Source organism: uncultured Anaerococcus sp., assembly GCF_963510575.1.
Lineage (GTDB): Bacteria > Bacillota > Clostridia > Tissierellales > Peptoniphilaceae > Anaerococcus.
This window is the reverse complement of sequence record NZ_CAUPFR010000033.1, coordinates 1-14,705: the sequence shown is the minus strand read 5'-3', so window position 1 is coordinate 14,705 and position 14,705 is coordinate 1. Positions and strand designations below refer to the sequence as shown.

The window sequence follows — 14,705 nt, the reverse complement described above, 5'->3', positions numbered from 1 at the left end:
GGTGGAGGGACTCACTGTTCTCGGAGGGGAACCTTTTGAGAATCCTCTAGGTCTTTTACAGGCACTTAGAAATATAAAAAAAGAAGTTTCTAAGTCTATTTGGGTCTATACCGGTTTTGTCTATGATGACTTAGTAAGTATTGCCTTGGCTCGTGAAATCCTAGAAGAAATTGACGTCCTAGTTGATGGAGAATTTATCGAAGACTTAAAAGATTTGAGTCTTAGATTTAGGGGTTCTTCTAATCAGAGGGTGATAGATGTAAAAAAATCACTCGAAAATAATGATATTATCATCCTAGATGGGTATAAATAATAAAAGATATTTAGGAGGTAGAAATGATTAAGAAAAAGAAAAGATCAGGATCAGCAGGGATAATAATTGCAATAATAGCTGTTATTGTAATTGTCCTACTTATGATAGTTCCAACTTATAATAGACTTGCAGGGAGGAGTGAAAGTGTAAATCAAGCCTACGCTCAGGTACAGAATGTAGTTCAAAGAAGGGCAGACTTGATACCAAACCTTGTTAATACAGTTAAGGGTTATACTGACCATGAGTCAGATACCTTAAAGGAAGTTACAAATGCAAGAGCAGGTGTCCAAAATGCCAAGAATCCAAAAGAACTAGCTGAGGCTAACGACCAACTTACAAAAGCTATCGGTGATATAAATGTAGTTGTAGAAGCCTATCCAGAATTAAAGGCAGATACCCAATTTATCCAACTAATGGATGAACTAGCAGGAAGCGAAAATAGGATTTCTACAGAAAGAAAGAATTATAACGAAGCTGTTCAAGCTTATAATACTGATATTAGGAGATTTCCAACTAATCTAATAGCAAAATTTACAGGTTATGACCCAGCTGAATACTTTAAGGCAGACGCTAGTGCTCAAGAAGCGCCAAAAGTAAATTTTGGTAATTAGGAAAAGACAAAGGAGAAGTCATGAGAAAGGCAAAATACAATAGGCTCCGGCTAGTATTCCTAATATTTTTCTGCCTTTTTCAAACCAAGGCTTACGCCAGTATCCCAAAGCCAACAGATAATTATTACCTAGATGAATTAAATATTTTAGATGAAACCACTAGAGAAAATATCAACAAAACAAATAGGCAACTTGAAGATAAGACAGGAAGCCAGGTGGTAGTTGCTGCTCTTCCAAATCCTGAAGGGCTTGACGGAGCATCCTACGGTACAGAAATTTTTAACGACTGGAAGATAGGAGATAAGAATAAAGACAATGGTGTCTTAATTTTGCTTTTAAAATCGGATCAAAAAGGAAAAAACCAGATAAATATTATCACAGGTTACGGAATAGAAGGCAGACTAAATGATGGCAAAATTGGTAGGATAATCGATTCTTTCATGCTCGATAAACTAAAGCAAGGAGATTATTCTAAAGCCATTAATGAAGGTTTTAATGCTGTCGTTGGCGAAATCGTCGATGAATATGGTATAGAACTTGAAGAAGATTACACAGGCTACCAAAAAGAATTAGCAAATTCATCTAACGAAGACAGTGGTTTATCACTAGGCACCACCTTATTTATAATTGTTATTTTCATAATATTTTCAAATATGCTAAATAATAACAATTACAGAGGTGGTAGAGGATCTAGGAGAAGATATTCATGGTTAGGATCTGGATGGTCATCTTGGGGAGGCTCTAGTTTTGGAGGCGGTTCATCAGGTGGCTTTGGCGGAGGATTTTCCGGAGGTGGAGGATCATCTGGTGGAGGCGGAGCTGGAAGAAATTTTTAAGGAGAAAATATTGAAGGGATATGTAGCAAGTCATTTTTTTAATGATGCGATGTTTAGGTGGACAGAAGACTTAGCTCAATATATAGAAAATAACACAGACCTAGAACTTTATGTTCCACAAAGAAATGCAGATATAAACGATAAGAAAAACAATGATGCCATAATTACTGATATTAAAATATCACAAGCTGATACAGCCCATTTAAAAGAATCAAACATCTTAATTGCAAACTTAGACGGTTTAACAATTGACGATGGAGTAGCAGCTGAGATAATGGCTCATGGAGTTATGGCAGAATTTGAAAAAGACCATGATATTGATTTTCCAAGGATGATAATTGGAATAATTACAGATATGAGATACCAGGGCACTGGGGAAAACAAACTCTACAGAAACCTCATGGTAGTAGGAAAAGTAAAAGAGCACGGCCACTTGATAGTAGGCTATGCAGGTGATGACTCATTTAAGAAAGAAGTTGTAGATTGTATAAATAAATTTATGGCAGAAAATAAATGTTAATTTAGAAGGTGATGCTCAAGAATAAAAAAACTATTCTTCGCATCACCTTTTTGTTAAAATAAATCGCCCTTATTATAGACCATATCCCAAAATTTAAGCTCATAAGTTAGACAATTTTTAAAAATTTCTATTAGAGCATCCCTTTTTTCTTTTGTCATGTCTTTACCGAGTTCATTGATTTCATCAATTGTTCCATCTACATATGAAAGATAAACTGGATCAAGGTAGCCGGTTATAAATTTCCCGTAAATTTCGTGGTTTTTGGCTTGAGGGTTTATCTTATCTATATGCCTAAAAATATTGACATATCCCAAATCGCAAGCCATAAGTACCATTAATATTTCTTCATAACCACCTAGTAGAGATTGGGATATTCTGTAATTTGAGTAGGAAAGGTTGGTTAGGTTTGCTTGTTTATTTTCGATTTCTTTTATATCTATGTCAAAATCTTTCATTACACCACGGTGGATTGCCATTTCATTTTCCATGCAATTGTTTATGAGATAAGCAAACTTTCGGATTATTTCCTTATTATTAGTCTTTGTAAGACCTATGGCAAAAATCTTGACGTGGTCCCAAAGGTAAATGTAGTCTTCTTCAAGATAGTATTTGAATCTTGATATTTCAAGGTCACCCCTTATCAAGCCCTCTACGAAAGGGTGGTTATAAAGGTTTTGCCAGATGTCTTTTGTTTGTTCATATAAGTAGTCAATAAATTTCATAAGTCCTCCAATACCTAAATCATACCCGTTTCTACTTTAAATTTTCCATAAAGCTGATATAATATAATTAACAATTAAATATCTCTTTTGTATTCGGGGTGCCAAGTGCTGAGATTATACCCGCTAACCTGATAAACTTAGTAGTTTCGTAGGGAAATAAAAAGCGATTTCAACTCTTTTTTCCGAATATAAGAAAAAAGAGTTTTTTAATTAAAAAAATTACGGAAGTTAGGAGAATAAGATGAAAGCAAAATTTGACGGATTAGCCAATAAGTATGATCAATGGTTTATGGAAAATGAAAATATGTATTTAACAGAGTTAAATGTTGTAGAAATGGCTCTAAAAAGTGTAAATACAGAAAAATCTCTTTCAGTAGGTTGTGGAAGTGGTCTATTTGAAGTTTCTTTAAAAGATAGGGGTCTTACAATTACAGATGGTTTGGAACCATCAAAAGATATGGCTGAAATCGCTGAAAAAAGAGGTTTAAATGTAAAAATTGGCATAATTGAGGATGCAAAATTAGAAGATAATTATTATGATTGCATTTACCTAAATGGTTCATCAACTTATATAGAAGACTTGGAAAGTGCCTACAAAACTGTTTACAAGGCCTTAAAACCAGGTGGACACATTGTCGTAATAGATGTTCCTAAGGAAAGTTCCTTCGGTATCCTATATCAATTTGCTGCCTATGCAAAAACTTTTGATTTACCAAATTTTGAGGGGATTTTACCAAAATCACCATATCTAATAGAACTTGTTACAAATACTGTTATGACAACAACCCCTCATAAACGTGATGTACTTAAAAAGGTAGGTTTTAAAGATTTTAAATTCTACCAAACCCTAACCACAGATCCAGCTTATTCTGATGATTATGTAGAAGAAGCCCAAGAAGGCTATGACAAGGGATCTTATGTTGCAATAGTTGGTCAAAAATAAGATTATAGTGACATTTTAAACATGGTAATGAATTTTTTTAATTATATATTTGAAAAGGGGCTGTTGCAGAATGAATAAATCGTCCCGATATCATCATAGGGTCTCAATGAGCCGACGGGCTTCTTTCTCGTGAAGTTTCGCATCCATGAGCCGGCGGGCTAAACATGAAACTTTGAGAGAGAACCCTATGATGATGGGACGATAATTATTCACAATTTGCAATAGCCCCATTTTAAAATATTTATTTTATTTTTGGTACAAGTTTAGTTACTATAAAATACAACAAGATGTAGTTTATGATTCCGTCTATTAAAACTTTTATAAAACGTGAAACTAACATTACTTTGTAAGGTGTATTCATCAATTGACTTAACCATAAGGTATTTAAGAACATATGGCATATGTAAAATACAAAAAATACCATAAGTCCAATTTGAACCTTCATAGAAATGTTTCTACCCTTTGAGTATTCTGTTATAAGTCCAGGAACTAGACCAGTTAAAACAGATACCAAGGTAAATCCAAAGTGTGGTGTGCCTCCAGCATTAATTGCAACACCTATTAAGTCAGCAGCAAGTCCAGCAAGGGCGCCTGGAAGTGGGCCTAGGATAATACCTGCTAGCATTAATGGCAAGTGGCCAAAAGAAAACTTAATTGAAGGTGTGATAAAGATACCAAAAAATCTTGAAAAGATAATTGATAAAGCTGTAAGCATGGCAGCCTTCACGAGTGAATCAACACTAATTTTTTTATTCATTTTTTCCCCTTTCTATCAGAGGTCAGCGGTTGCGATAAAGAATCGGAAGTTTCGTCTGGAAACAACAACCCATTTTCCAGCACTAATCGCTCTTTATCTACTCTGATATGATAATTATAAACTATTTGGAGAAAATTTCAAAATTTTAAGATGGATTTAAAACAAATCCTTGATCTACAAGGGTTTCAAACATTTTATTCCTATTTTTAATAGTAGTTCCTTGCTTTTTAGGAATTTGGCTAGAAAAAGATTCACTTTTTCTACCAGAATCTCTAAGATCATAATAAGTTGTCATTTCCTCATCGTAATTTTTGATTAAACCTAGGTAAGAATCATAAACTTTATAGGAATTTTCGAAAGTTTTTAAATTTATATCTAGCCTTGGTTTTATTTGAGGGTCTTGGTTTGGAACACCAAAGCCTACGCCTACTGCAGGATAAGTAAGTTTTGGCATCTTTAATATTTCTATAACTTTCTTTGTATCGTTATGGATATTGCCAAAATAATTCGCTCCAAGACCCAAAGATTCAACTGCTATTGTCAAATTTTGGGCTGCTATAATTGCGTCAGTAAAGCCTTGGATAAACTTATCAAAACTTATCATTGTATCATTTTCAGCTCCTAATTCCCTAGCTATTTCGTAGTTTCTTTTTAAATCTACAATGAATATCCAAAGTTCTGTCGCCCTTGCCATGTAGGCCTGGTTACCATTTTTTGCTAATTTTTCCTTTATATCTTGGTCTGTAATTCTAATTACCGACATATTTTGCATACCGTTTGAAGATGCAGACATATTTACCACATCAAATAGGGTTTTTATTGTAGAGTCGTCTATTTTTTCACCTGTAAATTCTCTAATTGTTCTGTGTTTTAATTGGTTTTTAATAGTTTGGTTCATAGTGCCTCCTTTCTTAATTTATACCCAAAGGAGTATAGTAAACTTAGGAGAAGTTATGAAAATAAGGACATCTGTTAGAAACTTAATTGAATTTGTTATGAGGTCTGGAGATATTGACAACAGATTTAGGGACAATACTAGGATGATAGAAGGTATTAGAGCTCATCAAAAAATTCAAGCTAAGTACGATAAGACTTATAAAAAAGAATATAAACTTAAAAATACTACAACCTATAAGGATGTAGTTTTTGAGGTTGAAGGTAGGGCAGACGGACTTGGTAAAAAAGATGGACTCAACCTTATAGATGAGATAAAATCAACATCTAGGAAGCTAGAAGATTTGACAGATGATAATAAACTCCATTGGGCTCAGGCTATGTGTTATGCCTATTTTTATGCCTTTGATAAAAGTTTACATCAGATGCTAATTTCTCTAACTTATGTATCTGTTGATGATTATAAGTCAAAAATTTTCGAAAAAACTTTTACCTTCCAAGACCTAAAAGAATTTTATTTTAAGCTCTTAGATGAATATATAACTTTTTCTAAAATTTTGGCAGCCAATAAAGAAAATCGAGATTTGTCCATTAAGGATTTGAATTTTCCTTACGAATCTTATAGAAAAGGTCAGAGGAAGATGGCAGTGGCTGTTTATACAGCAATCCTAGATGAGAAAAATCTTTTTGTAGATGCGCCAACAGGGATTGGCAAGACGATTTCTGCGATTTTTCCAACTATAAAATCGATGCCAGAAGGTCTGACCGATAAAGTTTTTTACCTGACAAGTAAAAATACCATCGCAAAAGAAGCTTTAAAGTCCCTAGATTTACTAGAGGACAAGGGACTTTTTATAAAAGCCTTACATATTACAAGCAAGGAAAAAATTTGTTTAAATGATGAAGTCTCTTGCAATCCTATCGATTGTCCCTATGCTAAGGGCCACTTTGATAGGGTAAATGATGCCTTAAAAGATATTTTAGAGAATGAAAATATTATAGATTATGATATAATTGTTGAGTATGCTAAAAAGTATATGGTTTGTCCCTTAGAATTTGAACTTGATGTAAGCCTTTATGTAGACTTTGTAATTTGTGATTACAACTATGTTTTTGATCCAAATGTATTTTTAAAGAGATTTTTTGAAGAGGTAATAGATTCTTATGTATTTTTAATTGATGAGGCCCACAATCTTTTAGAAAGAACAAGAGATATGTATTCCTATTCTTTTAAAGATTCTACTTTTACAACTTTAATCGAACTTTTGGATGAGAAGAAGGACAGAAAATTAAGAAAAAAATTTGGTCAAATTGTAGATGATTTTTATAAGTTGGGCGAAATTACGAATAAAAATTACTATTATTTCACAAATGATTACATAGATATTTTAGACAAGGATTTGATGTCCTTGTCAAAGAGTATGGAGAAATTTTTGGTAGAAAAAATTGACCATGACGCCTATGATTTGGTGCTAGACCTTTATTTTGAAGTAAATAAGTATTTGAAAATTTCGGATTATTTTACAGACGGATTTTATAATGTGATTTCCTATGACCCAGATAGTATGGAGCGTACATTTGAAATAAAGTGTGTAGACCCGAGGGAAGTCCTTAAAAATAAATACAAACTCGCTAGGTCTGCTATATTTTTCTCAGCAACCCTATCGCCTATGACTTATTTTTTAAAGGCTTTGGCAGGTGAAGATTCTCTTAAATTGAGATTGGCTATGCCATTTAATCCTGATCATCTTTTGATTTGCAAAAAAAATATTTCAACTAGGTATAGGGATAGGAATAGGAATCTTGCTTTGGTTGCAGAGGCTATCAACGAATTTGTTTGTAGCAAAAAAGGCAATTACTTTATATTTTTCCCTTCTTATTCCTACTTGGAAGATGTGGCAGAATATTATAAGGATAAGTTTGGCGAGGATATAATTATCCAAGAAAGGCTAATGACAGCCGAATCTAGGAGTGAATTCTTGAACGAATTTACCTATGAATCTAACAAGGTTGGTTTTCTAGTTCTCGGTGGGATTTTTTCTGAAGGAGTAGATTTAATTGGCGATAGGCTAATTGGTTCGATGATTATTTCTGTTGGCATGCCTGGAGTATCTAAAGAAAGAGATTTGATTAAATATCATTTTGACAAGGAAGGTTTTAATGGTTTTGACTATTCTTATACTTATCCAGGGCTTAATAAGGTATTTCAAGCAGCTGGTAGGGTTATTAGAGGGGAAGAAGATAGGGGTATAATTTATCTTTTAGATGATAGGTATTCTTTGCAAAAATATATGAATCTTTTCCCAAAGCATTGGACAAATCAAGTTATGATAAATAATAAAAAAGTATTTAAAGATATTATAAATAAATTTTGGAGTATAGATGAAGAAAAGACCAACTACAGATCTCAAAATCACTCAGATGAAATATCCTAATATTTCAATAGGTTTTGATGAAAACAATAGAAAAGTAGAATTTAAGGGAGGCCTTCTAGGCCAAACTGTAAGAGTAAAGGCAGGTAAGAAAAATAAGGACAGGATAAAAGCAAAATACATAGAACTCCTAGAAGAATCTAAATTAGAAAATGCTAGGGAATATTGTCCACAGGCAGAAATTTGTGGTGGGTGCGCTTACCAAAAACTTGCCTATGAAACCGAACTTATGCTAAAACATGGCATGATAAAGGATCTTTTCAAAGAAAATGGCATTGAATATACCAATGACATAAGTATAAATAGGTCACCAATCACAAGAGGTTTTAGGAATAAGATGGAATACACTTTTGGCGATTCTATAAAGGGTGGCCCCCTTGTTTTAGGTCTTCATAGGGAAAGAAGATTTTATGAAATAGTAGACGGTAAGGCTTGCAATATTGTAGATTCTGATTTTAATACCATAAGGTCAAAGGTTCAGGAATATTTTAGGAAAAAAGAAACTGACTTTTACCATAAGATGGCTAAGGAAGGACTTTTAAGACACCTAGTCATCAGAAAAGCTATGCACACTGGGCAAATCATGGTAATCTTGGTAACAACAAGCGATAATACTTTCGACGATACAAGGCTAAGGCTATTTTTACATATGCTTTTGGATATTGACTTGGACGGAAGAATTTTTTCAGTCTACCATGTTCTAAATGATTCAGTAGCAGATGCAGTTATACCAGAAAAAATAAAACTCATTTACGGCAAGGAATATATAACAGAAGAAATGATGGGTCTTCAATTCAAGATATCTCCATTTTCATTCTTCCAGCCAAATGTCTTTACAGCTGAAAAACTCTACCAAAAGGCCTTTGACCTGGCAGAAATTGATAAAACAATGGATGTCCTTGACCTATATTCAGGAACAGGTACTATCACCCAACTAATGGCAAGTGTTGCCAGGAGTGCAACTGGCATAGAAATAGTAGAAGAAGCGGTAGAAAAAGCCAGGGAAAATGCAAAAATAAATGGTTTGGATAATGTAAATTTTTTGTGTGGGGATGTCCTTGAAGAAATAGAAAAAGTTGGAAATCAGTATGACGTGGTAGTCCTAGATCCACCAAGAGCCGGAATTAGTCCAGCATCTCTAGAAAAAATTCTAAAAATCGACTGCAAGAAATTTGTTTATATTTCATGCAACCCAAAAACCCAAATGGAAAATTTAAAAACCTTCATGGAAAAAGGTTATGAAATAAAAGACTACGAAATCTACGATCAATTCCCAAATTCAAGACACTTGGAGACTATAGCCCTTTTAATAAGAAAAGAAAATATTTAAAAATTAAATCAAATAGGCTTTAGTAAAAGTAATTATAATATTCTTAAAAAATAGAAAAGAAAAAGGCAAAATAAAATGTACCCTCATAGCTGAATTACCAGGTATTTGGGTACATTTTATTTTGTTAGAGGATTTAGGTTTGAGATAGAATTTTTTATATACTATTATCGGTTGATTTTATTTTTTGCTTAATTTTTTTGAAAAATAATAAGCTAGTGCCGCTACAAGCAGAATTATAAGAATATATCCTGTGCCCTTAATGCCAGTCTTAACATTTGTATTTGGAATAATTTTGTGGGTAATTGTTTTAGGAACTGAATTTTCTATAATTTCCTTTGAAGTTTCAACTACACCATTAGCTACAGGTTCAGTATAAGTTACTACTTCATTGTTGTTCACAGGTTCAGTATAGGTTAGTATTTCGTTATTATCTATAAGTTTAGATGAAGTCGATACTTCATCGCTTTTAACAGGTTCACTAGAAGTTTGGACTTCCTTATTTTCTATAGGCCCAGGCGAAGTTGATATTTCATTAATATTTATAAGTTTAACATTATTTGTAACTACAGTATTGTTAGTAGGATTAGGATTATAACCTGGACTAGAAGTGGAAGGTTCACCATCTTCCATATTATCAAATTCTCCGTCATATTCCCCAACTTCACCACTGTTATTCCTATCAATCATAAAAGGGTAAATCCATATAGTATTTTTAACGGGTATTTTAAATAAGCCAGATTTTTTGACTTCATCTAAAGTTAGGGGATACTTCCCGTCAGTATTAATCTGATTGAGGATTTGCTTTTGTTTATCAGTTAATTTTTCGTACGCTTCTCTTGTTTTCTCTTTTTTTTGAAAAATAGAGTCGATAGATTGAATAGTATTTTTTTTCTTATCTTCTTTATTTTTATTATTAGAATCTTTAAAATCATTTGATTTCTCTATATTTCCAGAAATAATATGTGTGGAATTTTTATTATTTTCACTAGGATCCAGATTTATAAGATTTATTGGTTGAACTAAGGCCCCTAATTTTTGGTAGGGATTCCTGTTTTCTAAATCTTTCTTAGTAATACTGTCCATAAGTTTTAAAAAAGAATTATTACTATTTGGATTGTTATCAATGGAACTTGTCAATAAATTTGTCCAAGATATATCATCTGTGATTTTATCCTTATTTAACAAGTCATTCCCAAGTGTATTTCTTTGTTCAAAACTAGCATTTCTAAAGTTTTCAAATAATTTGCTATTATTTTCTAAGGCCTTTATCAAGTCAGGTGAATTGGAAATCACCCCAACCTTATCTTCATCAGTCATGAAAGGATATATCCAGTCACTAAAAAATACTAGAAAATTTAAGTTATCTAAATTTGATAAATCAGATACAGTAATAGGATTCTGGTCCTTACTAGATTCTCCTAAGGTATCTAATAGGTCTTGTTGGTTTTTATCAAGTCTTAAGTATGGAATTTTATATAAAGGATTATTAAAATATTTTGAATCTTTATTTATATTACCTTTATTTTTATAAGTACCATTAGCGATTTTTTCTATAAGGTTTATGTCTTCTTTTAAATTATTATAAGAAAAATTTATCCATTCTAGTTTATCAGCATCTAAAGCTCTTGAATTAAAAGCTATAGCATTATCATATAAGGACTTTATTTCGTTTGCAGAACTGATATAAGCTAAACTGTTTTTTATTGATTTTATATAAGTTAAAAAATTTTCTTTTTCTGATAGATATTCACTTGAAGTTGTTAATAAATTTTCGTTTTCAATTATAGGATGTCTAGGACCTTGAACTTCCGAACTAGCTAAGCTTGTCTTAGTTAGTAAAGAAAGAGCAAGGGCTACAGTTAGGAAAATATATTTATTAGCTTTCATAATTCACCTCTTCTTATGATAATACTATACTTCTGTAAAGATATTTTTAACTATAAAAATTATATTTATTAGCATAAATTATAAGGATTTTAATTTTTCTATATAAGATAATTTACAATATACTTTTAATAGTTAAGGTGAGGTTTTAGCATGAAAAATCTTTTCTGCGAGTATTGTGAATATGGTCTTTCTACAAACAATAAAAAGATTTTTAAACATAAAAGCTAACCATGTTACGGTTGTCATGACTTAAAGTATCTTCATTTTATCTTTTTTTAGTTTTTTGTCAGGAGTATCGTGTTTTTAGGAATTTATAAAGTTGGTTACTTGTAATATTTACGGTATTATTTTTCTAATCCTATCGTTTTTATTTGCTTGATAATGTTTAAATCGTTATCTTGGCAATAAGAGCAAGATAAAAATCGAAAAAAATCTATTGTTATTAGTAATTCAGGAAGGATTTTGAATAAATGTGCGGTGAGAACTTAGGTATTAAGTACGAACTTGTTCCCTATGATAAAGGATTTGAGGAATTTGATATTGATGAAATAATTTTTGACTTAGATAGCAAGCTTGATTTATTGGCCAGCAAGGCTGATAAATTTGATTACCTAGTGGCTATAGCGAGTGGTCTTGTTTGTGGTTTGCTTGATATCGTGTGGGTAAAAGATTTTGATTTAGCGTGGGGACGTGAACAAGCTAGTGAAAAGGTAGATAGCTTTGTAAAAAAGACTGCGGAGCTAGTCGAAGGAAGAAAGTTTGAGAATTTGGGTGATGCAGTAAAGGCTTTAGAAAATAGATTTCCAATACCGTCTGATGGAAATACTCCTGACTTTGGAGGAGGGCTTCAACATCATTTGAGGGATTTTGCCCACCATCCAACCCTTGCAGGTCTAGTTTTTTCTATGCTAACCCAGTTTACAGGAAAATCCTATGGAACTGATGTATATGGAAATTTTATTATCGTTGATGTTCCTGAAAGAAGCAAGGTTCTAATAGGTGAAAATATAGGTGAAAAAATTTTAAAAGGCACACTTACATGGTTTTTTCACTTAGTAAGTGATGTGGCAGGCTCTAGTAATACAGCAGGACTGTCTGGAGGAACAGGGATTCCGGGTCCTATACTTGCTTTGGCTAAGGAAATATCAGCTCTTCCTATTTTTAGGATAAAGCATAGGGCTGATAGGATGCCTATATCAGTTTTTTTATCAAAACTCTTTAATGGTTCACTTTTGATGAAGAGGGATGAGCACGGCAAGATTATAGAAGAATCTATCATCAAGTTTGACTTGCGTGGTGAATTTGGTCTTTCTTTAGAATTAGGTAAACAAGCTATTCCTGTCCTTGCAAATGAATGTATAGTGAGAGGGTTTTATTTCATAAGACACCTTGCCCTTGAAATTAGAGAGAAAAATATATCCTCATTGAAAGATATGAAAAAAATTGATTGGGATACGGTAAAACCAACAAATAATCCTACAATTTCTAGGATGTTAACTATTTCAACTGGTGTCTTTACAGGTCTTGACTTAGGAGAAGCAATTTTAACACAAAAATACTGGATATCAATTAATTACGTTGGCATTGGTAGGTTCGCTCTAGCTATTTCTACTGATATAAGTTATGGCTTAAAAAAGAGGAATCTTAAAAAAATAAAAGCTTCCTATGAAAAAATATATAGGACAACTTTTATAAATCCCTTTGATCAAGAAATGGAAGTAAAGACAAATGGCGAGATGAAAAAACTTGTATTGAGTCTTGAACAAATAGAAATATTATTTAATATACAATATCTAGTAGTTCTAAATGATATAGAAAATACCAATAATTTTATGACTAAAGGCAAGATTTTTGATTTAAAAATTAAATGGCTAGCTGAGTGGAAACAAATAATTACAAATAAATTTGAAATTTTCACTCAAGTTAAGAAAGCTAAGATTAATTGGTATCCTGAGGATAAGTTAGAAGAAAAAATCATTAAACAAAATCCTACAAAGCCTTGGTTTAGGTTAGTTTTATTAGAGGCTATGCTTTTTGAACCATATCATTCGTTAAAAGTTGTAATGAATAAGAAGGAAGAATATGTCTTATCCAAACGCTATAATTCTTTAAATAATCCTATAATTGGATTTAATAAAGAAAAGGCGGAAAAATTTTTGAATGAAAAATTTACAGGTATGTATTGTGAGAAAGATTATATAGACAGGCTTAGAAAATCATATAATAAGCAAATTAGAAATCTTGATCTAGTTTTCAAGCTGGATATTAAAAGATTGACTGTAACTCCAGGCATTGCTGCAATTGGACTAAATTTAGGAATTTTACCTGGGCTTGTGGGAGCTATTACAGTAGCAGGACTTCAAGGAAAGAAGTACGCCATAGTTCAATCAGCAAAATTATTAACGTCTCTTAGGGAAATATTCTTAGATGATGATCATGACTTCGAATTTTCATACAAAGTATTAGAAAAATATACTGAGAATATTAGAAAGATCGAAAAAAATCTTGTAGATTTGAGGTTAAAAAGTGATGGACTAGAAAGTAAGAGTAAAAAAGATAATGAAATTAAGATAAAAAATCTAGAAGAAAATGTTGAAGTAATGAAAATTGCAAGAAAAACTATGATTAAAATGAATAGGGAATTTGAAAACTTATAAGTTTAGCAAGTTAATATTTATTTTATTAAATCAAACTTTCAAAAAAAGCGATATGGGGTGGGGATGAATTGGATAAATAGTTTTGAACTTATTTGTTATTTTATAGTTATTTTACTAGTTGCTGACATCTATAAAAGTAAAAATTACAGGGAATTTGGACTACTAATTTCAGGTGCCTTGGCTGGATTTTCATTAGAACTTCTTGCAGTTAGGTTAACAGATATTTACCACTATAGTGATAAATTTTTTATAAGTGTAGGTTTTAAACCCTATCAGTTCCCGTTTTTTGGAGGATTAATGTGGGGAGGAATAACAGTTTGTGCCCTAAGGATAGCTAGGAAATTTTCCTTAAGTGAACTTATGACAGCACTTTTGGCAGGATGGCTAATAGTATCAATGGATTTGCTTTTAGATGTGGTAGCAATTAGGCTAGATGGTGGATTTTGGGTCTGGGACGGTCGAGAAATAAATCTCGTTGTCAATCACCATATGTTTATGTCAGTAATTTGGGTGAATTTTCTGGGATATATGTTTGAAGTCCCATCCATAGTTTATTTGACCTTAAGAAGTTGGAAAAAAGATTATAATAAGAGGAAAATCAGCATTGTAAAATCCATTTTAATTGGCTTAGGTGGAGTTGCTTATGTGGGAATTTGCTCTTTTTTTGCTCTTTTATTGAATAAAATAAGCGATGAATGGTTTTCATCTATAGCTTTTTGTATTTTATGGATATTTATACTTATAAAACTAAGCGATAACCTTATTAAAAATAGACAAAATATTAGCATAGCTCGCAATAAGGA

General features: G+C 32.2%; 13 protein-coding genes and 2 riboswitches. Of the genes, 9 read left to right on the top strand and 4 right to left on the bottom strand.

The window, feature by feature from the left end; translation table 11 throughout:
• From RQ907_RS03925 to RQ907_RS03910, 4 genes are all read left to right on the top strand, one after another.
• Positions 1-313 (top strand): 4Fe-4S single cluster domain-containing protein (locus RQ907_RS03925; RefSeq protein WP_311492092.1); only part of this gene is annotated, 313 nt, incomplete at its 5' end.
• Positions 314-336: 23 nt separating this feature from the next.
• Positions 337-924 (top strand): LemA family protein, encoded by a 588-nt coding sequence (locus RQ907_RS03920; RefSeq protein ID WP_311492091.1) that lies wholly within the window; start codon positions 337-339, stop codon positions 922-924.
• 20 nt (positions 925-944) lie between these two features.
• On the top strand, positions 945-1,760 hold the full coding sequence (locus RQ907_RS03915) for a TPM domain-containing protein (RefSeq protein WP_311492090.1): 816 nt from the start codon (positions 945-947) through the stop codon (positions 1,758-1,760).
• Positions 1,761-1,770: 10 nt separating this feature from the next.
• Positions 1,771-2,280 (top strand): nucleoside 2-deoxyribosyltransferase, encoded by a 510-nt coding sequence (locus tag RQ907_RS03910; RefSeq protein ID WP_311492089.1) that lies wholly within the window; start codon positions 1,771-1,773, stop codon positions 2,278-2,280.
• Between the two features lie 53 nt (positions 2,281-2,333).
• Here the strand turns inward: RQ907_RS03910 and tenA are convergent, their stop codons facing one another.
• Complete coding sequence (gene tenA / locus RQ907_RS03905; protein WP_311492088.1) at positions 2,334-3,002, bottom strand: thiaminase II; 669 nt, start codon at positions 3,000-3,002, stop codon at positions 2,334-2,336.
• Positions 3,003-3,086: 84 nt separating this feature from the next.
• Positions 3,087-3,174, top strand: a riboswitch (TPP riboswitch).
• 69 nt (positions 3,175-3,243) lie between these two features.
• Between tenA and RQ907_RS03900 the strand changes: the two genes are divergently transcribed.
• A complete protein-coding gene (locus tag RQ907_RS03900; RefSeq protein WP_311492087.1) occupies positions 3,244-3,945 on the top strand; it encodes a class I SAM-dependent methyltransferase in 702 nt (233 codons plus the stop codon).
• A 241-nt stretch (positions 3,946-4,186) separates the two neighbouring features.
• Here RQ907_RS03900 and RQ907_RS03895 read toward each other — a convergent pair whose 3' ends face one another.
• Both RQ907_RS03895 and RQ907_RS03890 read right to left on the bottom strand, forming a co-directional pair.
• Positions 4,187-4,702: a folate family ECF transporter S component gene (locus RQ907_RS03895; RefSeq protein WP_311492086.1), complete on the bottom strand. Its 516-nt coding sequence runs from the start codon at positions 4,700-4,702 to the stop codon at positions 4,187-4,189.
• A gap of 21 nt (positions 4,703-4,723) precedes the next feature.
• A riboswitch (THF riboswitch) is annotated at positions 4,724-4,809 on the bottom strand.
• 38 nt (positions 4,810-4,847) lie between these two features.
• Entirely contained in the window at positions 4,848-5,600 is a 753-nt protein-coding gene (locus tag RQ907_RS03890) for a nitroreductase family protein (protein WP_311492085.1), read from the bottom strand.
• A 55-nt stretch (positions 5,601-5,655) separates the two neighbouring features.
• Here RQ907_RS03890 and RQ907_RS03885 point away from each other — a divergent pair, with 55 nt between their 5' ends.
• Both RQ907_RS03885 and rlmD read left to right on the top strand, forming a co-directional pair.
• The gene (locus RQ907_RS03885; RefSeq protein WP_311492084.1) at positions 5,656-8,031 is read left to right on the top strand and encodes an ATP-dependent DNA helicase; all 2,376 of its coding nucleotides are present in this window, start codon (positions 5,656-5,658) and stop codon (positions 8,029-8,031) included.
• Positions 7,979-9,358 carry a 23S rRNA (uracil(1939)-C(5))-methyltransferase RlmD gene (gene rlmD / locus RQ907_RS03880; RefSeq protein WP_311492083.1) on the top strand — a complete coding sequence of 460 codons (1,380 nt, stop codon included), beginning with the start codon at positions 7,979-7,981 and terminating at the stop codon, positions 9,356-9,358. Before RQ907_RS03885 ends, rlmD begins: the two co-directional genes overlap by 53 nt.
• 177 nt (positions 9,359-9,535) lie before the next feature.
• On the opposite strand, the gene RQ907_RS03875 is transcribed toward rlmD, so the two are convergent.
• A complete protein-coding gene (locus tag RQ907_RS03875) occupies positions 9,536-11,245 on the bottom strand; it encodes a hypothetical protein (protein ID WP_311492082.1) in 1,710 nt (569 codons plus the stop codon).
• Between the two features lie 470 nt (positions 11,246-11,715).
• On the opposite strand from RQ907_RS03875, the gene RQ907_RS03870 reads away from it, so the two are divergent.
• Both RQ907_RS03870 and RQ907_RS03865 read left to right on the top strand, forming a co-directional pair.
• Positions 11,716-13,902: a hypothetical protein gene (locus RQ907_RS03870; protein WP_311492081.1), complete on the top strand. Its 2,187-nt coding sequence runs from the start codon at positions 11,716-11,718 to the stop codon at positions 13,900-13,902.
• A gap of 63 nt (positions 13,903-13,965) precedes the next feature.
• The coding region (locus tag RQ907_RS03865; RefSeq protein ID WP_311492080.1) for a carotenoid biosynthesis protein at positions 13,966-14,705 on the top strand (740 nt) is incomplete at its 3' end.

Coding starts and splice junctions, on each gene's coding strand:
- RQ907_RS03920 (WP_311492091.1), top strand. CDS start 337: ATGATTAAGAAAAAGAAAAGATCAGGATCAGCAGGGATAATAATTGCA.
- RQ907_RS03915 (WP_311492090.1), top strand. CDS start 945: ATGAGAAAGGCAAAATACAATAGGCTCCGGCTAGTATTCCTAATATTT.
- tenA (WP_311492088.1), bottom strand. CDS start 3,002: ATGAAATTTATTGACTACTTATATGAACAAACAAAAGACATCTGGCAA.
- RQ907_RS03900 (WP_311492087.1), top strand. CDS start 3,244: ATGAAAGCAAAATTTGACGGATTAGCCAATAAGTATGATCAATGGTTT.
- RQ907_RS03895 (WP_311492086.1), bottom strand. CDS start 4,702: ATGAATAAAAAAATTAGTGTTGATTCACTCGTGAAGGCTGCCATGCTT.
- RQ907_RS03890 (WP_311492085.1), bottom strand. CDS start 5,600: ATGAACCAAACTATTAAAAACCAATTAAAACACAGAACAATTAGAGAA.
- RQ907_RS03885 (WP_311492084.1), top strand. CDS start 5,656: ATGAAAATAAGGACATCTGTTAGAAACTTAATTGAATTTGTTATGAGG.
- rlmD (WP_311492083.1), top strand. CDS start 7,979: ATGAAGAAAAGACCAACTACAGATCTCAAAATCACTCAGATGAAATAT.
- RQ907_RS03875 (WP_311492082.1), bottom strand. CDS start 11,245: ATGAAAGCTAATAAATATATTTTCCTAACTGTAGCCCTTGCTCTTTCT.
- RQ907_RS03870 (WP_311492081.1), top strand. CDS start 11,716: ATGTGCGGTGAGAACTTAGGTATTAAGTACGAACTTGTTCCCTATGAT.